General features: G+C 46.0%; 22 protein-coding genes, 2 rRNA genes and 1 riboswitch. Of the genes, 7 read left to right on the top strand and 17 right to left on the bottom strand.

Features of this window, described 5'->3' with window-relative positions; translation table 11 throughout:
* Window positions 1-198: 198 nt before the first annotated feature.
* The 12 genes from J2X75_RS15705 to J2X75_RS15650 form a co-directional block, all read right to left on the bottom strand.
* On the bottom strand, window positions 199-1,038 hold the full coding sequence (locus tag J2X75_RS15705) for a MetQ/NlpA family ABC transporter substrate-binding protein (protein WP_076213139.1): 840 nt from the start codon (window positions 1,036-1,038) through the stop codon (window positions 199-201).
* A 64-nt stretch (window positions 1,039-1,102) separates the two neighbouring features.
* Window positions 1,103-1,774, bottom strand: coding sequence for a methionine ABC transporter permease (locus tag J2X75_RS15700; RefSeq protein ID WP_310337712.1), 672 nt, complete (start codon window positions 1,772-1,774; stop codon window positions 1,103-1,105).
* Complete coding sequence (locus J2X75_RS15695; RefSeq protein WP_310337709.1) at window positions 1,771-2,580, bottom strand: methionine ABC transporter ATP-binding protein; 810 nt, start codon at window positions 2,578-2,580, stop codon at window positions 1,771-1,773. Before J2X75_RS15695 ends, J2X75_RS15700 begins: the two co-directional genes overlap by 4 nt.
* Before the next feature lie 131 nt (window positions 2,581-2,711).
* Window positions 2,712-5,015, bottom strand: coding sequence for an outer membrane protein assembly factor BamB family protein (locus tag J2X75_RS15690; protein ID WP_310337708.1), 2,304 nt, complete (start codon window positions 5,013-5,015; stop codon window positions 2,712-2,714).
* Window positions 5,016-5,121: 106 nt separating this feature from the next.
* Entirely contained in the window at window positions 5,122-5,916 is a 795-nt protein-coding gene (locus tag J2X75_RS15685; RefSeq protein ID WP_310337707.1) for an energy-coupling factor transporter transmembrane component T family protein, read from the bottom strand.
* Window positions 5,891-7,462: an ABC transporter ATP-binding protein gene (locus J2X75_RS15680; RefSeq protein WP_310337706.1), complete on the bottom strand. Its 1,572-nt coding sequence runs from the start codon at window positions 7,460-7,462 to the stop codon at window positions 5,891-5,893. Before J2X75_RS15680 ends, J2X75_RS15685 begins: the two co-directional genes overlap by 26 nt.
* Entirely contained in the window at window positions 7,463-8,056 is a 594-nt protein-coding gene (locus J2X75_RS15675) for an ECF transporter S component (RefSeq protein WP_036672660.1), read from the bottom strand.
* A 512-nt stretch (window positions 8,057-8,568) separates the two neighbouring features.
* Window positions 8,569-9,237, bottom strand: coding sequence for a pectate lyase (locus J2X75_RS15670; protein WP_036606151.1), 669 nt, complete (start codon window positions 9,235-9,237; stop codon window positions 8,569-8,571).
* Between the two features lie 338 nt (window positions 9,238-9,575).
* Entirely contained in the window at window positions 9,576-12,410 is a 2,835-nt protein-coding gene (locus J2X75_RS15665; protein ID WP_310337698.1) for an S-layer homology domain-containing protein, read from the bottom strand.
* A 265-nt stretch (window positions 12,411-12,675) separates the two neighbouring features.
* A complete protein-coding gene (locus tag J2X75_RS15660; RefSeq protein WP_105601077.1) occupies window positions 12,676-13,551 on the bottom strand; it encodes a radical SAM/SPASM domain-containing protein in 876 nt (291 codons plus the stop codon).
* A 131-nt stretch (window positions 13,552-13,682) separates the two neighbouring features.
* A complete protein-coding gene (locus J2X75_RS15655) occupies window positions 13,683-14,381 on the bottom strand; it encodes an aspartate/glutamate racemase family protein (protein ID WP_310337695.1) in 699 nt (232 codons plus the stop codon).
* A 70-nt stretch (window positions 14,382-14,451) separates the two neighbouring features.
* On the bottom strand, window positions 14,452-14,601 hold the full coding sequence (locus J2X75_RS15650; protein WP_310337693.1) for a hypothetical protein: 150 nt from the start codon (window positions 14,599-14,601) through the stop codon (window positions 14,452-14,454).
* A 149-nt stretch (window positions 14,602-14,750) separates the two neighbouring features.
* A riboswitch (TPP riboswitch) is annotated at window positions 14,751-14,853 on the top strand.
* A 176-nt stretch (window positions 14,854-15,029) separates the two neighbouring features.
* Here J2X75_RS15650 and J2X75_RS15645 point away from each other — a divergent pair.
* From J2X75_RS15645 to J2X75_RS15615, 7 genes are all read left to right on the top strand, one after another.
* Entirely contained in the window at window positions 15,030-15,797 is a 768-nt protein-coding gene (locus J2X75_RS15645) for an ABC transporter ATP-binding protein (RefSeq protein ID WP_310337692.1), read from the top strand.
* The gene (locus J2X75_RS15640) at window positions 15,784-16,596 is read left to right on the top strand and encodes an ABC transporter permease (protein ID WP_397383741.1); all 813 of its coding nucleotides are present in this window, start codon (window positions 15,784-15,786) and stop codon (window positions 16,594-16,596) included. The genes J2X75_RS15645 and J2X75_RS15640 overlap by 14 nt, the downstream gene beginning before the upstream one ends.
* A gap of 159 nt (window positions 16,597-16,755) precedes the next feature.
* Window positions 16,756-17,829: an ABC transporter substrate-binding protein gene (locus J2X75_RS15635; RefSeq protein ID WP_310337690.1), complete on the top strand. Its 1,074-nt coding sequence runs from the start codon at window positions 16,756-16,758 to the stop codon at window positions 17,827-17,829.
* 990 nt (window positions 17,830-18,819) lie between these two features.
* The gene (gene thiM / locus J2X75_RS15630) at window positions 18,820-19,632 is read left to right on the top strand and encodes a hydroxyethylthiazole kinase (RefSeq protein ID WP_310337688.1); all 813 of its coding nucleotides are present in this window, start codon (window positions 18,820-18,822) and stop codon (window positions 19,630-19,632) included.
* Window positions 19,629-20,441, top strand: coding sequence for a bifunctional hydroxymethylpyrimidine kinase/phosphomethylpyrimidine kinase (thiD, locus tag J2X75_RS15625; RefSeq protein WP_310337687.1), 813 nt, complete (start codon window positions 19,629-19,631; stop codon window positions 20,439-20,441). The genes thiM and thiD overlap by 4 nt, the downstream gene beginning before the upstream one ends.
* Window positions 20,441-21,106, top strand: a complete 666-nt coding sequence (thiE, locus tag J2X75_RS15620) for a thiamine phosphate synthase (protein WP_310338477.1) — start codon at window positions 20,441-20,443, stop codon at window positions 21,104-21,106. Before thiD ends, thiE begins: the two co-directional genes overlap by 1 nt.
* A 495-nt stretch (window positions 21,107-21,601) precedes the next feature.
* The gene (locus J2X75_RS15615) at window positions 21,602-22,345 is read left to right on the top strand and encodes a MerR family transcriptional regulator (protein ID WP_307539762.1); all 744 of its coding nucleotides are present in this window, start codon (window positions 21,602-21,604) and stop codon (window positions 22,343-22,345) included.
* A 555-nt stretch (window positions 22,346-22,900) separates the two neighbouring features.
* Here the strand turns inward: J2X75_RS15615 and J2X75_RS15610 are convergent.
* From J2X75_RS15610 to J2X75_RS15590, 5 genes are all read right to left on the bottom strand, one after another.
* Window positions 22,901-23,383, bottom strand: coding sequence for a hypothetical protein (locus tag J2X75_RS15610; RefSeq protein ID WP_310337685.1), 483 nt, complete (start codon window positions 23,381-23,383; stop codon window positions 22,901-22,903).
* A gap of 328 nt (window positions 23,384-23,711) precedes the next feature.
* A complete protein-coding gene (locus J2X75_RS15605; RefSeq protein WP_192132572.1) occupies window positions 23,712-24,368 on the bottom strand; it encodes a deoxynucleoside kinase in 657 nt (218 codons plus the stop codon).
* Entirely contained in the window at window positions 24,365-24,988 is a 624-nt protein-coding gene (locus J2X75_RS15600) for a deoxynucleoside kinase (RefSeq protein WP_017690540.1), read from the bottom strand. Before J2X75_RS15600 ends, J2X75_RS15605 begins: the two co-directional genes overlap by 4 nt.
* Before the next feature lie 187 nt (window positions 24,989-25,175).
* Window positions 25,176-25,292 (bottom strand): 5S ribosomal RNA (rrf, locus tag J2X75_RS15595).
* A gap of 75 nt (window positions 25,293-25,367) precedes the next feature.
* Window positions 25,368-25,461: ribosomal RNA gene (locus tag J2X75_RS15590) — 23S ribosomal RNA — on the bottom strand; the annotation flags it as partial.

Below are 25,461 nucleotides of genomic sequence, written 5' to 3'. Positions count from 1 at the left end.
ACAAATCTCTTCATTTATAATCCTAAAGAACTATTTTCAAACAAATTATACGAAAAAACTATTAAATAAAGTGTTCCGGGGATATGACCAAATTGTTAACTTTCTAAATACTTATTAATAAGCATGCAGATGACAAAAAAAAGATCCAAGCGTTATCGCTCAGATCTAAAGGTTATTTACATTGGACCAACGTATTCTCTATTCAAATGCCGGGATCGCAATATCTGCATATTTCTCTTCGAAGAAGGCTTTGACCTCTGGACCCGCCATACGTTTAGCCAGTTTCTGGATCGCTTCGGAGTCCTTATTATCCTCACGGGCAACCATGGTGATGGCAAAATGGGAATCATCCTTCTCGGTTAACAATGCATCCTTCTTCGGTGTAAGACCGAGCGGACTGGCATATGCCGGTGTCATGGCTACCAGATCAGCATCATCCATCATGCGAGCCAGCATCAACAAGTCCACTTCCTCAAACTTGAAGTTCTTTGTATTCTCGGTGATGTCTGCCTGTGTGGCGTTAAAACCTACGCCCTCTTTCAGCTTAATCAATCCGTTCTGCTCCAGCATCACAAGAGAGCGACCAATGTTGGAAGGATCGTTTGCAATTGCAATCGTTGCACCTTCTGGCAATTCCTCAATCGTTTTGTACTTTTTGGAGTAGCCGCCATAGATGGCATTATAGATAGGCTGTACAGCCACCAGATTGGCATTGTTTGCTTCATTATACTGGGTCATGTAAGGCACATGTTGGAAGAAATTTGCATCCACTTCCTTATTCGCGAGTGCCGTATTTGGTTGAACGTTATCTGACAACACAACAACTTCCAAGTTGACGCCATCTTCCTTCAAAAGCGGTTTAACAATATCCAGCACATCTGTCATCGGTGGAATCAACGTAGCTACTTTCAACGTAACTTCTTGTGCAGCTTGTGTGTCTTCCTTTGTTCCTTCCGCCGCAGGTGTTTCTTCTTTTTTGCCACAAGCAGCTACAACCAGCATTACTGCAAGCAACATAAGCATCATTTTTGCTTTCATTTCATGTCTACCCCTCATCGTATAATCTGTATTGGTTATTCGTAATAATGCACGGTCCAACCGTTCAGGATCTGCGATCCAGCCAGTGGGACAGTCTGCTACCTGTGAATTGGATCATCTGTACCAGGATAATCATAATGATGATCGTAAATACCATAATCTCCGTTTCGAAGCGCTGATAACCGTAGCGAATGGCAAAATCACCAACCCCGCCGCCACCTACAATACCCATCACCGTCGAGTAAGAGATGAAGCTAATCGTAGCTGTCGTGAGTCCCAGTACAAGACCAGACCGTGCCTCCACGTACAAGAATTTCACCACGAGTTGCATCGTCGATGCCCCCATGGAAGCAGCAACTTCAACCACTCCCCTCGGTACATCCAGCAACGCTTGTTCCACCAGTCTGGCGTAGTAGGCAATCGCAATGACCGAGAGTGGCACGGTTGCCGCCAGCGTACCGATGGACGTTCCCACAACAATCCGTGTGAATGGAATCATGAATACAACCAGCAGTAAGAATGGAAACGAACGAATGATGTTGACGACACTACCGAGTACAAAGGACAGCGTTTGATTCTGATATCGTTGTCCTCTCCGGAATAAGTATAGCAGAGTACCCAGAGGTAACCCGATCAGAACAGCTGCCGCAATGGAGATGCCCACCATGACAAAAGTCTCTCCGATCGCCTGCCATATCTCATGCTGATACTTCAGCACAGACTCAGGTAACTTCATGACTTGTCCTCCTGTTCTGCCTGACGGAACAGAGACGAACCTGCCATGCCATATTCGTCACCCGCAAGCAAGGAGGTCAGCAGATCAGGCTGCGGAGCGGGGATACTGCTCACTTCCGTTTTAGACAACGTACGAACGAGTCGCCCATCCTTCATGACGGATATCCTGTGACATAGTCTGCGAGCCACTTCCATCTCATGCGTTACTACAACAATGGTCACGCCCAGCGTTTCATTGATATGTCGCAGCACATCCAGGATACCATTCGTGGTCTGTGGATCAAGCGAAGAGGTCGGTTCATCACAGAGCAGCACATCCGGACGACTGGCCAGCGCTCGCGCAATCGCCACACGCTGCTTCTGTCCTCCGCTAAGCTGAGCAGGATATTGACCCGCTTTGTCTTCCAGTCCAACAAACCGCAGCACCTCAAGTCCACGTTCGACTCGCTGCGCACGGGGCATACCCGCAAGCTCCAATGGCATGCAGACATTGCCACTCACCGTTCGGTTACTGACAAGATTGAAGTGTTGAAAGATCATGCCAATGGATCTTCGTGCCTGACGCAGACTCTGTTCATTCATCTGGGTCAAGTGCTGCCCATTCACAACAACCTCACCATCATCCGGCTTTTCCAGTCCGTTGAGCATCCGCAGAAGTGTGGATTTGCCTGCACCACTCGATCCGATGATGCCATGTATTTCTCCTTGTCCCACTTCGAGGGACACCGAGCTTAATGCTTCGAATCCCTGATCTGCACGGGAACCGCGCTCGTTATAACGTTTGCTTACACCATATAATGAGATCATGGAGAGTCCTCCCGTGAATGATCATGCATGGTTCTTCAAGAACACATGAAGAAAGCCCGCACAGCCGATAACCGGAGCGCGAGCAATCCTGTTCATTTATAATAAATCAACATCCCTGATGAGACAAGCTTTTAAGGTGAAATTGCCTCCTGAAGGCGGCTGGCTTCATACACGCGAAAACGTCCGTTGGACGAACCCACATACACTTCATTGCCCATCCGGTTGATCGTTCCATTCTTCGCATCCCGGTCGCGATGCTCCGGGTTTCCCATCACCACGTCATGTACACGACCTAACAAGGCTCCATTGTTTTTATTCAATACCAACCAATTCTCATCCATGGGCAGCAGCAACTGATCATCAATGACCAGATAACTTCCCTGATTCGTCGGATGCCTTAGTGTTGCAATCGCATCTTTGGCATTCCAACGTGTCTCCCCCGTTTTATAATCCACAGCCGCCGGATAGCCATTCTTAATCACATACAACTGATCCTCTTCCACCAGTCCTCGTTCAATCTTGCCCTTGAGCGTCCAGCGTGTTTTGCCTGTCTTGGCATCATACAGGGTGGTTGTAAAATCTTCATATTCTCCGTAATGATCGCCGTTTTTGTTCTCACGGATCAACAACATGCCATCATTCAGCTCCTCAAATCTCTGTCCTGCCCGAGCAGGAAATTGGGCAAGCTTTTTCCCCGTGTTCAGATCAAGCAGAAGCCACTGATTGTCTAGTGATAGCCATCTTTCAGCATTCGTGATTGCAAAGGGATCCCGACGTTCGATTCCATCAAAATATGGATCATTCACAAATTGTTCTATGGTGGATCGTTTGGCCTTCAAGCTCCATACGGTTCGGCCCGATTGCGGATCGGCTGCAGTCAGCTTATTCTTTTCCCAATACAACACATAGGGGTCATCTGCACTCTTGTTCAATAATTCATAACCCGTAGCCAGTTTTCGCGTCCACAATGTTTTTCCATTTGCACTGTCCAGAACCGTTAACCAACTGTTGCTTGAGCTCTCAACAACCGGGTTATCTACAACCACAACGTTCTTCGCAGCGGTGATGCCATTTAGTCTAAAATTTTGCTTAGGAGTATACGTCCACATGACCTTTCCGTTCTTCAAGTTCAGATGACGAATACGATCCACGTATTTTTTCTTATCAGAGTCATAATCGGTGTAGATTGTAACGTTTTTGCGCTCTGCATCCACCTCTGCCTGCTGTCTTCCAAAGCCCCCGTTGATCTCCCATAATTGCTGGCCGGAATGTCGGTCAAGGGCATATATGGAACCTTCGTAGTAATCCCCGCTAAATCCACCGTCATCTCCTTTCATCAGGAGCACCTCATCCGTGGCTGCTTGTAAAAAAGTGTAGTTAATATCCCCCTGGTTGGTCCATACCGGTTTCCAAGGGATTGTCGTTGGCAGTGTTGTACCATAGATTTTTGTTGTGAACCCATATTCATCCGCCCGACTGATGTTCCAATCGGAAACAACAGCATTTCGATTATCCTGTGCTAAATTCCAGCGTGTTCTGACCAGTCTGCCATTCTTGTTGAATGTGACCAGAAATTGCGCATCTTCCCGCTCATATCTCCAGGTCTGTCCAATACTCATTGAATAACCCGTGAAATTTAGATTGCTTGAACTCTCTTTCCAATCCGGCTCGCCTAACCACCCAGCCACTTGTTTGGAGGTGGTTGCCTTGTTCAGCTTAATATCTGTCAGATGGCGTATAACCGAAGTTGGCAGCGATGTATCCTGTTGGAACCAACCATCCGCCACATTCATCCGCTGTTCTATAGCCTGTGACTTGATCCAGAAGAGTCCTGGCCGATACGTGAAGGATTCTTTATTCCAGACTCGTGGGGCAATGGAGACCCCATACCAGCCTTTCCACTTTGCAACAATAACAGCCTTATCTGTTAGCGCTTTCTCAAAAGACCAGGTTGTAGAACTATCCGGAGCCAGATACAGCTTACTGCCTGATCGGAGCGTGAAGTTTTGGGGAGCTGATTCCGTCATGCTTCTGCTCTCCTTCAGGGCATACCAACTTGGCAGCCAAAAGTCTCCATGATCGGTTGACTTAAGCTGCACCCACTCGCCTCGAACCGAGGCTAACGTATACTTTTCGTTTTTTGTTGTATAGTATTCAATTCCCAGCTGGTCAGCAGCCACACTGCCGTCCCTTCTGTTTTTGAACAAAGGTATGTCATTCATGAGCGTAACGGGTTCTCCTTGTTTGTAGGCCAACTGTGTTGATAAGACTTGAGAACTTGCACCCAAGGCTTGTGGCGTTGTAGCCAAAGCTTGTCCTCCAAGCACAACCATCTTGGAATCCAGCAGCATCCAGCCCGTCAACAGCACAGCTGATAATCCTGTCATGGTAATCCATTTGTACCCCGTTCTCTGCCAGTCAGGACCCGTCTTCACTCTCGTTCATCCCCATCCATTAGAAGTTATTTCCAATAGAGACGCAGTAAAAAGGAAAAAGTTACCGTTTGCCTCAATATATTATATTTCTATCTATCTCCCAATATTACCTTACATCCACCATCGTAGCATGATAAGGAAAGGTAACCCCGATGTAATAAGCAGCTGTTAAGGTGAGCATATAATAAAATACAAACCACAGATCAGCTCGCGAATAGCCCATCTGAATGTAATACGTTCGGCTCGCGCCATCCGTAAATCCTTTCGCTTCCATCGCCACCGCCATTCGCTGTGCACGGCGAATACTCTGTGCCAGCAGCGGAATAGCGTAACGCTTGAGTGTACCATACACATTCCAGCGAGAGCCGCGTTGCCGTGTTCCACGAATACGAATAGCGTAACGGAGCGTCTGGAATTCATCCAGCAAAATCGGGATCATGCGCATCGCGGCCAGAAAGCTATAGGCATATTTTGCGGGAAGCCGCCACTGCTGCATCAGGGAATAAAACAGTCTCACAGGCTTGGTCGTAAGACCAAAGAGTAACCCAGCCGCGGCCATAGTCAGCGAGCGAAAACCCAAGTGTAGACCGCGATAGAAACTCTCTTCGGTTATGTGGATCAATCCCCACTTATACCATGTGGTCTCGCCCTTACCAAACATCATCATGCCTGTAGACGTGGAGATAAAAACCAGAATAAATGGTGATGCATACAGTATCAATCTGTACCACGGATGACCTGTCCAGCACAGTAATAGCATCATCGCCACCGCAACGTTGGCCATTACATTCAGATTGTGAATGAGGATAACGATGACAAATATCATCGTCAGAATGATCATCTTTAATCCCGGATTGACGTTATGAAGCCAAGTTTCACGGTGAGGAAACGACAGTTGCATCAGATAACCTCCCCTCATCCACCGTCCAGATTCGGGTGCAATATCTTTTTACAATTTCACGATCATGGGTAACCATAACAATGGCTGTTCCCTCTCTCCGCAATTGCTCCAGCTGTGCTAACATGGCAAACGTATTTCGGGCATCCTGTCCAAAAGTAGGTTCATCCAACAGCAGTATTCGCTGCTCTCTCACCAGTGCAGAGGCAACGCTTAAGCGTCGTTTCTGCCCCATCGATAATTGGTAAGGATGGCGCTCGGACAGGTCGATTAGTCCAAATTGATTCAGCATATGATCAGTTCTGACATGTCTTTCCTCCGTTGTAAGCCTGCCCCCCAGCAATGAGAATTCCACTTCTTCCGCGACCGTGTTGGTCACAAATTGAAACTCCGGGTTCTGAAATACAAACGCGATTCGATCTGCAAGCTGCTCCGTTTTGCCAGAAGGCTGACCTTCCACCTCATAATGACCTGTTGTTTTCAGGATATTCATCAGAGATAACAACAATGAACTCTTGCCTGCTCCATTAACTCCGACAATACCAATCCAGTCTCCATGCCATACCTTGGCCCACTCCACCTGAATGAAAGGGGTTTTCCCACGCCATCCGGTGAACTGCTGCAAGTCCAGTGCAGGCTGATAGGCGGGTGATACAGGTAATATGGATGAGACGTGAGATATGGGGGATATACCCGGTGTATCGGATAAACCAGACGATTGCTGTGCTTCCAAACTTGAGATGCCGTGGTCCACACACAATTGAAGCTCTCCAGAAGCACTTCTCTCTTCTTCCTTAGCTGCCTGCTCGTGCTCATCCCACACACCCGGATACCAGATTCCATAAGCCTTCAGCTTGCCCCGTTCATGCGTAAATACCTGCTGTGCTGGCCCATCCGCCACGATCTTTCCTTCAGGTGATAACACAATAATTCGGTCGACCATATCCACAATCTCATTAATTTTGTGTTCAACGATGATGATCGTTTTGTCACTGGCGATGCGTTTGACGGTATCCCACACCTGGGAAGTGCCCTCATCATCCAACAGTGCAGTGGGTTCATCCAAAAACAATACCTCCGGGTCCATGGCAAGCATCGAAGCAATCGCGAGACGCTGCTTCATCCCCTGAGACATGGACTGGATCAATACACGATTCTGTTCAAAGAATAATCCCACTTGTTTCAGATAATATTTAATCAGAGCAGGCATCTCTTCACGCGGAATATTTCGGTTTTCCAGCACAAATGCGATCTCTTCATCCGTAAAGGACATACAGAACTGGGTATCCGGATCTTGAAAGACCACTCCTGCTTTGGCGGGAACCTGAATATCATCACATTTCATCGGAATCTCAACCGAACGTGGTATCAGACCGCTCAAAATTTGCAATAACGTCGATTTACCGGAGCCACTCGGGCCAAGCAACAGCACTTTCTCTCCTTGACGCACAGAAAGAGACAAGCCTTGAAATACCAAGGCTTTCTCTCCCGGGAACTTGCATCTTAGATTTGTCACACTTACCGCTTGCGAATTCCCCTCTACGCTCATCTAATCCAGCGCCTCATAATCTTGTTTGGATACTGGTCTGAGTGAGCGTGTTACACCGGTCAGTTCCAATGCTTTGGCGAGATAATAAGCAAACACTCCTGCAATCAAGATGCTTCCGATGAAGCGGAATCCGATAAATAACGTATAATTCCAGGCCGAGAGTGAATCAATATACCCGTACTGATAATCCAGCAAAAGCGAAGCCGCTGCGGCTCCTATGGCTGCAAGACAGGTGACAAACAGATTGGTTTTGCGATACAGGAATGCTGCGAAGAATATCTCGGCTCCCAATCCTTGCAACAGACCGTATACAAGTGTGGACATGCCCCATTCACTGCCCAGAAAAGCACTTACCGTTGAAGCCGCAACTTCGGCAAGAATAGCCACGCCTGGTTTACGAATGATAACAAAAGCAAACGTGCCCGCCATAAACCACATGCCGTAGATCATCTGCTCCGCATGAACACCAAATGGTTTCATCAAGTCATATGTAGGTCCCCATATCTTGTAAATCACCCCAAACACTACTGCGATCACGATGGTTACCAGAATATCCGTTAGTTTCAATCGCTTGTTGCCTGCTGTTGTTGCCATGTTCTCTACGTCCTTCCTTTGTTCCCTATGGGGGTTATCAAAATAAACGAAAAAGCCTCCCCGGTTCCGGGCAGGCCTTACGTACAGTGTACAATCCTCACAATGATGTATTGGATGGTTGACGCAAAGACGGAATATCAACCAGCTCCCCTCCCCCCTGGCAGATACACCACCAAAGTTCAAAGAGGTCTGTTGTTCATCCACGTTCATTCCCACAATTCACCCTTACATATTGTAATTCCATGTTCTCTACGCTGGCATTACCCAGATCAGATGTACGGTCAGCGGCACAAGGCCACTCTCTCAGCCCAACTTCATTGAGCTCCCGGTTCACTTATTTCATTGCTTCTAATGTACATCAGTTGGGTATTTGTAGCAATGGTCTCTACAAAAATCAAAATTTGGCATAGGAAAAGGCATCCCCCTGGATGCCTTTTGGACATACTTCATGATGTGAAATGGCTACCTTATCCGTACACGCCTTCAATCCGTATTCCAAGGTATCCCTGTTCTTAATATTGCGTGTTCCCAGACTGGCTCGTTTTCCCTGAAGCAAACCCCTTGAACAACGTTGGTACTTTGGAATAACGGGTATTCGTAATTTTCCCTTGTGATGTGCTGCTGTCTGTACGCATAATCGAATCTTTTACATTGGAAATGTTGGAGTTATCCAGCGTCATGTTAACTGCGAAGGAAGTTCCACCATTTTGGCGAACCAGTTTGCCAATATCATCTGCACGGAAATTTTTGATGTTAATCGTCCCGGCTGCATTCATCTGGAACACTTTATCATAAGCCTTATACGCTGCCCCACCGGTAATGTTAACCGTTCCAGCCGACTTCAATGTCAGTGCATCCTCGCCCACGTCCTGCCAGACTACATTCGATATATTACAGTTTCCATAACAGTGAACACCATCAGCAGCTGGTGATCCAATGTTTACGTTTTTGAGCGTGGCCCCTGCCTCCAGACGGAAGACTGGCTTCTGATTTTCTGCTTGAGATCCGTCGCCCAGTGTGGAAGGATTGGCTACAAATGTTTTACCTTGGCCGTCATAGGTCGTGCCCTTTGGAACCACAATGGTTGAATTTACAACGGTAGGTGCAGCCGCAGCCGGAACGGCACCAAATATAGAAGCAACCAAACCAGCGGACAGCAACAATGTCAACATTTTTTTCATTACTTTATTCCTCCCTTATTCTCTCGTTATTTGGTATTGTACAAGCCTGAGCTTGTCCTGGAAGATCGTCAGAGGTGCACCTCTGTCCGACCCACAACCTAATCCTACCAAATAAGGAAGGTAACTAGAATAATCATTAGATCACGTTTGTATTTTCCAGCATAGAGCCTGATGTTTCAGCATGCTTAGCGGTATCTTATCTACTTGTTATGTACCGATATCAACTTGGATATGCTCTATTTAAGCCACCAAAAGATTTAGACACGAAAAAAAAACCCTTAGTCTTTTTAAGACAGGGTTTCTACATGATACATTTAAAACTAATCTAAATACTCTATTTATTCTAGAGTTTCCAATTCATCTTCGTTAATTTCATCCGATGGTTGAAGTGAAGTAAGTGGATCAACGTTGGTAAATTCATTTACTGTTTCATAAGTAACCACACCCTCTTCAGAAACGATCATTCTGAGAACGACCCAGTATCTTTCATTACCACTGGCATCTGCTACAGTATACGTTGCACTTGGAGTGGCTACAGCACCATGGAACACGTCAATTTTGGCACCAGATTTCTTGATTGTGCTTGATCCAGAAAAATGATGAACATAGAATGTGTACGTTCCAGGAAGTAAGTGACGAATGGTTGTCGTTTCAGGTCCGTAAGACGTTACATCATCCAAATCCAAATCAACCATAAGTACGCCATTATTATAATATTGTTTATCAGAGTAGAACGTATGGAACATTCCCTCATCACCTGCTGGACCTACGAGGTGTGAATCCAGATCCACTGGATCTTTACCCCAAGTTAACACGAAGCGTGTTTCATCTTGTGTAGGTATTTCAATAGCAGTTTGATTCTCACGTTTATTCTCCACATTTACTGCTGAGACACCAATGAGATAAGTTGTAATATATTTTGTATCTCCACCTCCAAGTTCACCTGTATAGATGCCTGGGGGAAGATTGATATAGTAGTTTCCTTGAGTATTCGTTTTGACAGTTCCAACAATTTCACCTGTTTTGTTGTCCAAGCCTTTTCTAAACGAAATACTTAAATCTGCAACCGGTGCTCCAGCTACATCCTTGATGTGGCCACCGAATCCTGTAAGTTTGATTGCACCACTTTGGCTTCCTGCAAAATGTGTTTTATTAACATCTGACTCCACAGTGATGTACAATGTGGCACCATAGCTATCAATAGCATCAAAAGTAAATTCGCCATTGCGGTACTGCAAGTTATTCAATTGTTGTTCCGCCCCATCAAAATAGGCACGAACTAGGAAATCATTTGCAGTCAGTTCAGAAGGTTCCAAACCCTCAGAAAAATTCAACTTTACACTTCCATTTGTAACTTGAATCCCTTTGAGTGTCGGATAGACTGTTCCTTCGTTATAGACTGCAACGGTTACTGGAACATTGATTTCGTAATCTCCATATTTGGCTTTTACCACTGTCGTACCGTTACCTTTAGCTTGAATCTTGCCTGAGTCAACAATGGCAATGGTGCTATCCTCGACATTCCATTCTGCAATGGAAGTGATATCTTTGATCGCTGAGGTAGTTATACCCGTGAATACGATCTGACGGGTCGAATCAATTGCTGAAAACTCTGTCTCTTGAGGTGAATAAACTATACTAGTCACTGTAGGATCTACCTCAATAGCTGGGGGTTGATTAAGTTGACTAAAATCAATACCTTCTACATTGACCAGAGCTGAAGATAATGTTCCCGCTCCAGAAAATTGTACGATTGCATTTAATATAGCCCGATTCACTACAGCACCATGGTTAATTTTAAAGATTGTGTTCAATGCTTCTTGGAACACCTCGAGATTTTCAATGGTGGAATTATCTCCGAACTCCACTGAAACTTGTTCTGCATGAACCATAACAGAGTCGAAGCTTCCACTGAGCACTACCGAAGAATTATGGGGAATCGACTCTGCTATTTCAATCGGTCCGACATCACCCGTGGAGACATTCTGTACGATTGCACCAGATCTAATCTCAATCTGCTGAACATCACTTCCACCTTCCAGGACCAAACGAATACTGCCGTCCGCTTTGTCAACAATCACTGTTGCAAGAACCGAGTCCACTGCATGAATACTATTTGGTCCTCCGCCTTGAATCTCAGTAGTTCCCGTGACACTAACATTATCAAGAGTCACGTCACCATTTCCTACGGACTCAAGTATCTTCAGCTTACCATTTACTTTGGTGTCTTTTAGAACGACACCTTGGGAACTAATAGTTACATTTCCAGTTACATTACCAAGAGTATATGTACCTGGAGCAGAGAGATTATTACTAGGGGCTTGTTCCCCGCCTCCACTATTTCCACCGTTGTTACTTCCGTTCCCTTTATCTCCGGAACTGCTACCGCTATTTCCCTTACTGTTACCTTCAGAAGGTTTTGCTGTTTCAGGTTTTGCTTCATTTGAATCTTCAGTATCAATCTCTGTCTTGGCAGGAGCCATGTAACTATCATATGTAGACTTATTAATCACAAACTCATATGCAAGTCTCGCTAGCGCCTGGCGATCCGCTATGCCTGATGGATTAAATTTTACTGTTCCATCTTTTTGAACTAATCCTTTGATAAAACCAGATTGATAGGCTAGTGCTACAGAATCTTTCGCCCAGTGAGATACTTGACCCAAATCTGAGAGTTGAGGTTTGGATGTTTGACTCGTTACATCTTGATTGTCCCAACCAAAGGCTCTAACAAAAAATACAGCCAACTCTTCTCTTGTCACATTTTTATTAGGTGAAAAGCTATCTTTGGAGGTACCTTGAGCAATTCCAGATTTGACAAGTGCACCTACATATCCGGCATACCATTGATCTTCCTTTACATCTCTGAATTGACTTGCTTCAACATTATCAGGCTTTAAATTAAGCGCACCGACCATAATTTTTGCTAATTGAGCTCGTGTTACGGAATCAGAAGGTTTAAATGTCCCATCAGTAAATCCGGTGAGTATTCCTTGTTCTACTAATTTGGTTATTTCCGTTTTGGCATACGAATTATCAATATCAGTAAAAGAAGTTTTAGATGTAGCCATTTCTGCCGATACAGATAAATTGATAGATAACATAGAAACAATCAGCGACGTAGAAAGCATTAACGATAGTTTGTGATTAAACTTTTTCCATTTTGAATTCAAAACTAAAACACACTCCTCAGTAGGCTTCTGGTTGGTAAATCCACTAATATATGAATCTTTAGAACTAATACACCTCCTAATCAATAGGATAATAATACCATGCAAATTCATAAAAACAAGATTAATAGACTATGATTTTACAAAAAAGTTTTTATCCTGAATTGATTTCAATTCTTATTATCTAAATAATTTCGCAATAAAGACAAAACGAACCTACCGAAACAAATATTTTCGGTAGGTTCGTTTTTAAGTAAATTTATATATCCTAGGCTCCAAATCTCTGACGATAACCGCACTTTCGACACAACTCTTCCACAGCTTCCCGCCTGGAGAAGCCATATACCAGATTGTTCGCTCGCTCACCCTCAATAATCTCCGAGAATGACTTCTCGTGCACATTACCCAGGTTAATTACACCCTCGCCATCGAGACAGCATGGAACCACCGTTCCATCCACAAGCACAGCTGCCTGACCACGCAATGCATGGCAGAAGCCTTTGCCGTCATCTTCAGGTGCATCCAGACTTGGCCACTGGAACTCATGGTCCTGATTGAGGTATACATTCGGGGCAATTTTGACCCCGCTGCCTGGAACTACTTTTTCCTCAATGCGGAAGTCCAGATTGAACTCACGTTCCAATACTTCAAGGGTCTCCCGATTTCGATTCATCTGAGCATTTGTGAAGTTATCTTGCGTCAGATTCCACAGTCGGAATGAGATGATGACATTGTGCTTAACGGCCTCGTGTACAAAGGACAAAATGTTGCTCAGGTATCCGTCACGGTCGGTTGAACCTTCATGCCCATCGAAGCTGTGCAGGGAGAAATTCATCTGCCGCAGTGCCGGTTTGCCAAGCAATTTATGCTGAGTCTTGGGCAATAGTGTACCATTCGTTGTAATGTTCACCTTGAGTCCCTTCTCATGTGCGGAATCGAGCAACAGATCTATTTTGGGATGCAACAAGGGTTCACCTTTGACATGTAGATAAATATGATTGGTGTGTGGTTTAACTTGTTCCAGTATATTGTTGAAGACTTCAGGGTCAATGAATCCTTTGGCACGCTGCGTCTGTGGACAGAAGCTGCAAGCCAGATTGCAGATACTCGTGATCTCAATATATACTTTTTTGAACGTTTTCAACTTGGGTCCCCATTCTGCCTAGGAGGGAGAACAATCCCACCTGCATTTTGTGATCCGGCCTATACGGGCCATCCCTATTATATCGGGTTCATGAGCCGAGGTAAATCAGAGAACTGGTTTATCTGGTTGTGTCAAAATGATTTGGCTAGTGCCAAATTAACAGATTCAATCGCATGAATACGTGTTGTATCAAATAATGGAACTTCTGAATCCTCTACTTTTACTAATAATCCAATTTCGGTGCAACCTAATATGATCCCCTCAGCTCCATCATCAACTAGCCTTTGGATCACCTTTTTATAATAATCCCTTGATAAGGGCTCAATTTTCCCTAAACATAATTCCTCATATATTATTTTATTGATAACTTTTCTATCCTCTTCATTCGGTATCAAAACCTTAATACCATTAAATTCAATTCGTTTTTTATAAAAGTCTTGTTCCATCGTATATTTTGTGCCGAGTAAACCAACCGTACTTATTTTGGACTTATGAATTTGATTTGCTGTTGAATCAGCAATATGTACAATGGGTAAACGCACTTTTTCTTCAATATGTTTAATCACTTTATGCATCGTATTTGTACAAATTACAATCATTTCTGCTCCTGCCTTTTCCAAAGACTGAGCAGCATTCCCTAATAATTCACCAGCACTTTCCCAATCACCTTCAGCCTGATAACGCTCGATTTCTTCAAAATCCACGCTATATAAAATGCATTTGGCTGAATGAAGTCCTCCCAATTTATTTTTCACTTCTTCATTAATAATTCGATAATATTCTAACGATGACTCCCAGCTCATTCCACCAATAAGACCAATCGTTTTCATATACACTCCCCCTTCCATTTAATACATTCCGAAAGCAACATATAGAAATTTAATAGATATTGTACCGTATCTATCTGATTAAATAAACCTGCCCCAGTAAGAGGAATAGAGGGACCTGGAGCAATTCCGGCAACGAATTATTGCTTCTACCCGAATGATCTGGCTGTACAATCCGAATAATCTGACCGGAACCATTTTCACGGCTGCTTGGTTTACTCAATCATATTCCCTCCCATGTCGTAATTGTCTTGGACGAAGCGTATTATGAATCCGCGGAAAGCCAAGATCAGTACTCACATTCTTTCCGAGCGCCCCCTTTACATTCCACTTGCATGTGATATATGCTGAACACACAACTGCATATCTTGAACATTGCACTAGGGGAGCCTTACGGCTGAGACGAATCGAATGATTCGGACCCTTTGAACCTGATCTGGATCATACCAGCGGAGGGAAGTGGAGCGGCCTTTCAGTAAGCGGATTTTTTCATGTTGATGATGAAATTTAATGTGAATTGAACTTACAGACCCACTCATTTCTCCGGAAATGGGTGGGTCTTTTTCGCGTTCTGCGGGCATATCAGAAGGTGTAATTAAAGATCCCGCAGTTTGAAGTTGAATTTGGAATAACAAGGGGGAACCAAACGAGATGGATAATAACATAACCATTCACAACATGAGCTACGCTTTCCCGGGAAAAAGGGATTCCCCCGTGCTCTCCAATGTGTCGATGCGTGTAGCCAACGGCGAATTCGTCTCGCTCATCGGCTCCAGCGGCTCCGGTAAAAGCACCCTTTTCAAGCTGCTGGCAGGCCTGCTTGAGCCAACCCACGGAACCATAGAAATTCCTTGGGTCCCTGAAGGAAAGCGACTGGGGCAGGTGGCCTACATGCCACAAAAGGACCTCCTGTTATCCTGGCGAACCGTCATGGAGAATTGCATGCTCCCCGCTGAACTTGCTCCAGAGCGGCAGGATAAGGGAAGAATTCGCGCGGACATTCTGGCTGGGCTCGACAGATTTGGCCTATCCGGCTACGCGAATGCTTACCCAGACGAGCTGTCGGGTGGCATGCGCCAGCGTGTCGCGCTGCTTCGTACTTTGCTGACAGGTGGCCAACTCATGCTGCTGGATGAACCATTCGGCGCACTCGATGCCTTAACCAAACGGGAGATGCATCGCTGGTTGTTGGAACTGTGGGAGGGCTTTGGCAAAACCGTGTTGTTCATAACGCATGACATTGAAGAGGCGCTGCTGCTCAGTGATCGGATTATCCTGTTAACTCCGGGGCGCCAAGGCCAACAGCTTGAGGATTTGACGGTACCTTTGCCACGTCCAAGACATTCGGACATGATCTATGAACCGGCGCTCGTTCAGATGAGACGACGACTGGAGGAACAATTGCATGCGAGAAGGTAACTTGGGAAACTGCATGAAGGATAACGTAAGGCGTTGGCTTGCCCGTTATGGTCTGTTTCTTTGGCTCCTGCTCTTGCTGCTTGTCTTCTGGGAGTGGATTGTGCGTATGGGATGGGTGCCCTCCTTCATCATTCCAGCCCCAACGGCGATTGCCAGCTCCCTGTATGAGCATCGCTACCTCCTGCTGGCTACCCATCTGCCTGCTACCTTGATGGAGGTTGTTGTTGGTTTTGGCTTGTCCATAGTGACTGGAATTACGCTAGCGACAGGCATGCATATGAACCGATCGATTGAAAAGGCCTTGTATCCCTTCATCGTGATCAGTCAGACCATACCACTGATTGCCCTGTCCCCTGTATTCATCCTGTGGTTTGGTTATACCTTGTGGAGCAAAGTCGCCGTGGTGTTCCTGATCGCATTCTTTCCCATTGTGGTCAGCACCTACGATGGGCTTCGCCAAGGCGATCCAGAGCAGCGTGAACTGCTGCTCACCATGGGCGCCAGCAAGTGGGATATTTTTTGCAAACTCCAGGTTCCACTGGCACTTCCCTCTTTTTTCTCGGGGCTAAAGATGTCTGTGGTGTACTGCGTGGTTGGAGCAACGATTGGCGAATGGCTCGGTGGCAGCAAAGGTCTCGGATACTTCAGCCGCCGCATGTCCAGCAACATGAACACGGATGCGATGTTTGCTGCTATTGTGCTGTTATCCCTGCTTGGGATCGTTTTGTTTGTACTGATTGCCTGGCTGGAGAAACGGTTTAACACACGGCGGCATAGAGGCAAAAGAAAGACTGGATAATCTTCGAGAGTGAACCCGATTTAATTATAGGAAGTATGATTTCCAAACACTTTTTTCACATATCAGCAATTATGTTTCAGTCATCACGTTGCCCGTTAACATCCTGCTGTTCATTTCCTACAAACCAAACCTTAAACAATGAAATGAGGAACTTCCATTATGAATAACAAACGCATATACTCCCTGCTCCCTATCATGCTCATAATCCTGTTGCTGTTTGTTAACGGATGCAGCCCCGCGGGCACCAGCCAAAATACGCCAACAACAGATTCCGCAACCAACACACAGCAAACAGATCCGTCTACAACAGAAGCAGCATCAGACACCAAAGATAGACTGTCCATCATGCTTGACTGGTACCCAAATGCAGTACATTCCTTCATCTATGTTGCTCAGGAAAAAGGATACTTTGCAGACCAAGGTCTGGATGTCGAAATTCAGATGCCTGCGGATACCAATGATTCACTCAAACTTGTTGCTGCCGGTAAAATTGATCTGGCTCTAAGCTACCAGCCCCAAATCTTGCTCGCGCGTGGCGAGAACATTCCTGTACGATCCATTGCTGCTGTTGTTCGGCACCCGCTTGTTCATCTGTTAACCGAAGCAAATGGCAACGTGAGTTCACCCAAAGATCTTGACGGTAAAACTGTCAGTTATTCTTCGATTCCACTGTATGAAGCGATGGTACGTACAATGATTAGCCATGATGGCGGCAATCCCGACAACATGAATCTGGTCGACGTTGGATTCGATCTGATTCCTTCGCTGGCTTCCGGACAAGCGGATGCAATTATGGGTGGTTTTATTAACCATGAACAATTGATTTTGGAGAAAGAAGGACATTCCATGAAATCAATTAACCCTGTCGACTATGGTGTGCCTGATTATTATGAATTGGTCCTGACTGCGAGTGAAGCTGGCATTCAAGCAAAAAAAGAACAGCTTACCCGGTTCGTCAAAGCGGTCCAGGAAGGACAAAAATATGTGACTGAACATCCAGAAGAAGCCTTGAATATTCTGCTCGCTCATGAGAATCAAACGTCTCCGCTTGACCCGGAGGTCGAAACCAAAAGCCTGGCTATTCTACTGCCACTCATGAATGAAGAAGGCCAACCGTTTGGCCGGCAGGAAATGGCGTCCTGGGAGAATGTACGTGCATGGCTCGTTGAACAGGATTTGATTCCTGAATCAGTGAAAGCCGAGAATGCTTTTATTAATCTGCAAGGAGAGTAAATAAAGGAGAGCAACGTGAATGAAGGAAAAGTAACTGGACCCTGGACACAAACAGAATGAAAGCAAGGGGTTAAAAACAAATTTTAGCAAAATATAGGATCGGATGCATGAAGGTTTGTGAAATGGAATAGCCCTGAAGCAAGCATTGTAGGATCAGAATTTATAACAAGCCTAAGTGGCTTGATGTGCATCTGGGCAGCTTGAGATGCGTTTGGCCTGCTTTTTGATATGTATTTGGTAATGTACATTAGCGCTTATCTTCAAGCCTACTGGGAGCTGAGACGCTCCTTAACTTGATCGAAACAGAGCATGCTGCGACCGCTAACGAATCTGAGGCGTCCTATTCAGGGATTTGGAGCGGTTGCAGAAATCTAAAGAACCTGAAACATGTTATATCAGAATAAATAGCTGTTTGCAGCGTTTTGGTCCGGAGATTCTGGGAAATAACGTGTCTGATGTTCCTTACATTTCAAAAGGAGGACCTGACAGCCAAATAAGACGTCCTGTGTTCTTTAGAAACATCGTCTGACCAGTCGTGCCCCAATCAGTTGGGTATCGACCAGCCTGGACTTCAAGACACTGGTTAGACGCTAACATCCATCACACTATCTCTTGCCTGAGTTTGGAGAAAGACCCTGGGTTCACTTTCTGTATTTTGTATCGTTTCGTTTTGTACTGTTTCGTATTTGTACGGTTGTCTATCTGCGAATTTACATTTTATATTGAATCTACCTTTTAGCTATTTCAATCAAGGCTAGATATCGATCAGAATGATTCAATTCATCTATATTCAGGTACAAAAATCCATTTTTAGTGAGTTATGAAATTGATTTATATCTTACGTTTCTGCTTTTATGCTTAATGCCTCTCGTTGTCATTACACTCTGCGCCCCTACTCAACAAGAAGACTCATATCCTATTATTCTGCTGAGTGACCCTTCATATCGGTCTTCTACCGATGGGGTTACTTCATAACAAGGAGGAAATTATATGTCTTATCTGGAACGTGTTCGTACGCAAAATCCGCTGGTACACAATATCACCAACCTTGTCGTGGCTCCCTTCACAGCCAATGGTCTGCTTGCACTAGGTGCGTCCCCTTTTATGGCCTATGCTCATGAAGAGGTCGCTGATGTCGCCAAGATGTCAGGAGCCGTGGTACTCAACATCGGTACACTCGATGACAAAGTCGTTCAGGCGATCCGTCTGGCAGGCCAATCGGCTAATGCGCATCACGTGCCTGTGGTGCTTGATCCGGTTGGAGTTGGTGCAACCACCTATCGTACAGAAACCGTGCAGATGCTCGTTCGTGAGCTTCGCCTCACGGTACTGCGCGGCAATGTGGCAGAGGTCGCTAATGTCATCGGCGAGAGTTGGAGTATTAAAGGTGTGGACGCAGGATCAGGTGAGGGCGACCGAATCGGCATTGCGGAGCGGGCAGCGCATAAACTTGGCTGTGTCGTGGTCATTACCGGAAAAGAAGATATCATTACTGATGGACAATCCACATTCCTTACGAGTAATGGTCATGCCCTGCTCACTCAGGTCACAGGTGCTGGCTGTCTGCTCAGTTCGGTGATTGGTGCTTTTACAGCCATAGCGGAATCAGGAGCCGATCTTCTAGGCAGTGTTGTTGAAGCGCTCGCGTTTTATGGTGTAGCAGCTGAACTGGCGGCAGAGCGGACAGCTCATCAGGGGCCGGGCAGCTTCCAGATTGAATTGTTGAATCAACTGGCACAAGTAACACCAGACCTCTTGGCAGAACGCGCACAAATCCGTCAGATCCGTGGAGGTGCAATATGAGCATTGCTCAAGCGCTAACCATTGCAGGCTCCGATAATGGGGGCGGCGCAGGAATTCAGGCTGATTTGAAAACATTCCAGGAGCTTGGCGTATACGGCATGACCGTTATCACCGCTATTGCTGCCCAAAATACCACAGGTGTGCAGGGCGTTTTCCCCATCCCTTACGATGGCATTGCCCAGCAATTGGACTCGACCGGCGAAGACTTTCAACCAACCGCAACGAAGACCGGCATGTTATATAGTGCTGAGATTATTCAGCTAGTTGCTGAGAAATGGCAGCATTACCGTTGGTCTAATCTGGTCATCGACCCCGTGATGGTCGCCAAAGGCGGTGCCCCTCTGCTCCAGCAGGAAGCTGTACAAGCGCTGGTTACGGAGCTGTTGCCCCATGCCCTGATCACAACACCTAATATTCCGGAAGCGGAATTGCTTACCGAGATGTCTATCACGAATCTGAGTCAGCGGGAAGAAGCCGCAAGACGGATTGTACAGATGGGCTCAACGTATGCTTTGGTCAAAGGTGGTCATGATGAAGGAAGTGGCATGATCGTGGATGTGCTCTACGATGGGCAGTCTTTTCATTACCTGGAGAATGTTCGTGTGGTAACACGTCATACACACGGAACAGGATGCACGTACTCTGCGGCCATTACCGCAGAGTTAGCCAAGGGTTCACCTATTCTGGCTGCCGTTACGACCGCGCGAGCATTCATTCAGGCAGCTATCGAAGATGAGCTGGGGATTGGGGCCGGGCATGGGCCGACAAATCATTTTGCGTATCAGCGCAGACAGCGGGGTGAGCAGTGATGCGCCCTTGGGATGTAGAAGCGGTACGCCGCGCGATGCAGGTGTATTTGGTGATGGGCAGCGTTAATACAACGCAAGACCCTGTAGAAGTGCTGCGCCAGGCCATTGCTGGCGGCATCACGCTTTTCCAGTTCCGCGAAAAGGGAACTGGCGCCCTGGTTGGCAAAGCTAGCATCACGCTTGCGATGCGGCTTCGCGAGGTGTGCAGCCAGCACGGGGTCCCGTTCATCGTGAACGATGATGTGGAGCTGGCTGTAGCGGTGGAGGCCGACGGAGTGCATGTCGGCCAGGAAGATGCGGACGCGGCGCTAGTACGCGCCCGCATTGGAGATGGGCGGATGCTTGGCGTATCCGCCCACTCTGTGGATGAGGCGCGCCGTGCGGTGCAGGCGGGCGCCGACTACCTTGGCGTCGGGCCCATGTACCCGACGCGCTCCAAAGCGGATGCCCACGCTGTGCTGGGCCCCGCAGGGGTGGCGGAACTGCGCGCCGCAGACATCGCAGTTCCGATTGTGGGTATCGGCGGCATTACGCCCGATACCACGGCCGCCGTGATGGCGGCTGGAGCCGACGGCGTAGCCGTCATCTCCGCCATCGCGGGCGCGGCCGATGTGCGCGCAGCGGCTGTGCAGTTCGCTGCGGCAGTGCGCGGGATGCAGGCGTAGCCCTGCTCTCCCTGCACTGCCAGCCCCGTGGGCTGCACCGAATACATGGTGCAGCCCATAACCGCTCGCTCTCCTCTCCATAACAGAGGAGCCTCCCCCCTGCGGTGCGGCAGTCTATGTCTTCGACTTAGAAGCGCATCCGCTCCCCTACAGTGACTGAATGATACAATAATTTATATATGTTGAACTAATCATTTACACGATAACGGAGAGGACAGAAAAAACCTGAAAAAGCGAAGCGTTCGCCTTTATCCCCGGATTTTCCCTTGAGAAAGGGGGATCGAAAAAAATCTGGGGATAACAGCGATTGGAAGGTTATTCTGTCATCATAGTGTCTGTGTAAATAATCTTTAGTTCAACTTATATAGTCATACTTAGTCACCAATCCATGATCAAGATGCAGCCTCCATGCTCGCATCTTGTTTTTTCATTTTCAACGGTTGACTCTCACGTAACGTGACACTGTAGAATCGATGTTGTAAGGAGGTTTCACACATGGCCATGAAGGTAAAAGAAGTTGCCGAACTTGCCTCGATCAGTGTGCGCACACTGCATCATTATGATGAGATCGGACTATTAACCCCGGACGAAGTGACTTCTGCCGGATATCGATTATATTCAGATGCCAACCTGGAACGGTTGCAGCAGATACTGTTTTTCAAGGAACTCGACTTCTCTCTGAAGGAGATCAAAAACATTATAACCAACCCCTCCTTCAATCCGGAAGAAGCACTTAAAATGCATCGACTTATACTGCTGGAGAAGCGCCAACGCTTGGACCAGATGATTGCTACCATTGATAGAACGGTTTTACACGTGAGAGGAGAAATTAAAATGACAGCCAAAGAACAATTCGAAGGATTTGATTTTAGCCAGAATCCGTATGAACAAGAAGCGCGGGAACGTTGGGGAGACCATGCCGTCGATCACGCCAATCAGACGCTGCACAGTAAATCAACCACAGATCAGAAGGCTCTATCCGAACAAATGAACGAAATCTACAAACGTCTGGCTTCACTTCGTCACACAGAACCAGCATCTGTGGAGGCACAGGCCGGCATCCAAGAGTGGTACACTTGGCTAAATCAAATGGGAAGCTACTCACCTGAAGCCTTCAGAGGACTTGGTCAGATGTACGTGGACGATGAACGTTTCACACGTAATATTGATCAGTTTGGCGATGGATTGGCAGTATTTATGAGAGATGCCATGGCTGTATTTGCTGACCAAAACAAATAATATAGACCTGTCTTCAACCACATACAGTATTATTCAACTCTCATATGCCTTCAGATGTGCACTGTAAACGATAGTCTGGAAGTTACACCCCTGTCCTGTAAAGGTAAAATATTCTCGTCATCAGCTTTATTCGCAGTAAATGACCCTTGGGATATTTGGACCTACCTTCTGGAGTGACCACATCTTTCTTGTAATTAACCTTATGAACATGTTGGATATATACTAGGGTTAAGTGGTAAGTAATTTAAATCGATCCGAGTTGTTGCAACAGTTATGAGCCGTATCCCACTTACTACCCAGTGGATATACAAAAGGGACGTACGCCCTAAGGCGTATCGTCCCTTTTGTATATGCAAGTAACTCAGCCGCAATGTGAACATGCCTAACTGCTGCTCACTCTGAGTACTTTATGAATATCTTTTAAAGTAGATGCTCTTTACTACGTTCTGCTCCCCGTCCTTCGATATAACTTCACCAGATGCTTAGGATGATGAGCATTAAGTTTCTTCTGTCAAACGTCCTTCATTTTGCTGCTAGCGTCCAGCGTCTATCCGATTAAGCTCTTGGCGCGTGTTCCGATGAAGATGCATCCGTAGCTAGACTAGTTCTCGCCATCCGGCCAGGAATCTGCCATGCAGATACAATCGCAAGCACGATGAATAACAAATCAATCGGTTGACTGAAATATTCCTGGAAGGTTTCCACAAACGCACTGATCATCTCGCTATCAAACACGAGTTCCATCACGCTTACATCACCAAACAGTTCAGAAGTAAAATAAACCACCGTCAGATATTTCCCCAACAAAATGCCTACGAGCGCAAACAGTACGGCAATAATCTTATGTACTGTCGCAATTCGTTTATTGGAGAACAACACAACCGCGTAGCCTGTGAGTGCTCCAATCAAAATCGCAATTAATCCTACCTCATACTCGGTCATTGCAGCAATAGCTGCCCATACGATGCCTCCCAGAATGGCTGCAATTAAACCACCAATGATCGGCATACCGATTTTAACTCCTTGTTTCTCTTCCACGTTGTCTTTCCCTCCTGAGTCATGCATATGCTTCTTTTCCAGAATTCACCTTTCCTATGAAACCACAAAAAGACCTATTATTCAACATTTTTCTACTTTTGGTGACCATGTATTTATATAATAGAAAAGATATATTAAGCATCCATTTCCTTATTCGCTCGAATATATCATTTTAGTTTTATCCACAAACATCTCATAATCATTCCCTTGGCACATAAAAAAACATCCCTCCAACAGCATAATTGCCGTAGAAGGGATGTTGTCCATATCTGTATCATAGATATAACCAATGTAACCGAGAAAACTACATTGAAAAGCTCTCTCTATCTTACCTTTGTACTTCCTTGGAAGGCTGAATGACAGCAGCAATCTGTGCCAAAATGGCATCCACCGATGCCGGATCATGCACATCATACTCATCAATGTTCAGACGTAGCACAGGGCAAGCCGTAAACTGATCAATCCACACGGAATAGCGCTCGTGCATGTGCTCCCAGTACGAACGATCCGTCTGAATCTCCATCTCGCGTCCACGTTCCGTAATTCGGTTTAAAATCGAAGGCAGACTACCTTCCAGATAGATCAGCACGTCTGGATGTGGGAAATACGGTGTCATTACCATCGCTTCAAACAAACTGCTGTATGTCTCGAAATCTGTAGCAGACATGGTTCCTTGATCTGCATGCATTTGTGCAAAAATGCCCGTATCTTCATAGATGGAACGATCCTGAACGAATCCCCCACCTAGTTCAAAAATCTTCTTCTGTTCCTTGAAGCGCTCTGCCAGGAAATAAATCTGCAGATGGAAGCTCCAACGCTCAAAGTCATGATAGAACTTCTCCAAATATGGATTATGATCCACTTGCTCCAAAGAAGTCTTGAAATTCAAACGCTGTGCAAGCGCAGCCGTTAACGTGGATTTACCCACCCCAACCGTACCTGCTACCGTAATTAATGCATTCGATGGAATGCCATAGTTATTCATATGATATACTCCTTTACCTGATTAACAATCTGCCTGAAGTGCTCAGGATGTTCCACAAAATCGAGTTGCTCCGCATTGACTTTAATGATTACTGGTGGATTTGAGCTATTCGCCAGATAGTCCATGCCTGTTTTGTAATCAGCGATCAGTTGTTCCATATATGCCGGGTCCATATCCTGCTCAAATGAGCGTCCACGCTTGTTAATGCGGTACATCAACGTATCCAGTTCAGCTTCAATATAGAGCACCAGATTGGGCTTTGGCAGATCATCTGTTAACAGATGATAGATTTGACGATACTTATCCCGTTTCGTTCCCTTTAAGGTACGATCGGCAAAAATCATATTTTTATAGATATGATAGTCTGAAATGACTGGGGTATTCTGCTCTACATAATGAGCGCCCGTGTCTTCCAGTTGTTTAAACCGATTACACAGAAAAAACATTTCCAATTGGAAACTCCACTCGTCGATATCCTGATAAAAGGAAGCCAGAAATGGATTCTCTTCTACGATTTCTTTAACTAACGGAAGATTCAATTCATGGGAAAGCATCGTTGCCAGCGTTGTTTTCCCCGCTCCGATCGGACCTTCCACGGCAATAAACGGGGCTGATTTCATCGTGTTCACTGTTCCTCCTCGTACTTATGCGTGTTTCCGTTTTCTATATAGACCTCACCTATTGTATCACAGCTTTAAGGATTGGAACGCCAGTATTTTATGTATATAACAAGTCAAATCGGAAATTATGAATTACATTAAAACATAAAAAAGACACACTCGATATCATCAAGTGTGTCTTTAGATTGCTTGGCGGCGTCCTACTCTCCCAGGACCCTGCGGTCCAAGTACCATCGGCGCTAGAGGGCTTAACGGTCGTGTTCGGGATGGGGACGTGTGGAACCCCTCCGCCATCGCCACCAAACGCGTAGCTTACATTTCAGAGTGTTGTTCTCTGAAAACTAGATTCGAAACGAAACATGCGAATTATCACTTGCTATTGGATAAGCCCTCGACCGATTAGTACTGGTCAGCTCCATGCATTGCTGCACTTCCACCCCCAGCCTATCTACCTCGTCGTCTTCAAGGGGTCT

Origin of the sequence: Paenibacillus sp. 2003 (assembly GCF_031455635.1) — a bacterium.
GTDB lineage: Bacteria > Bacillota > Bacilli > Paenibacillales > Paenibacillaceae > Paenibacillus > Paenibacillus amylolyticus_B.
Note: the sequence above shows the minus strand (reverse complement) of the source record. Positions and strands in the feature narration are given on the sequence as shown.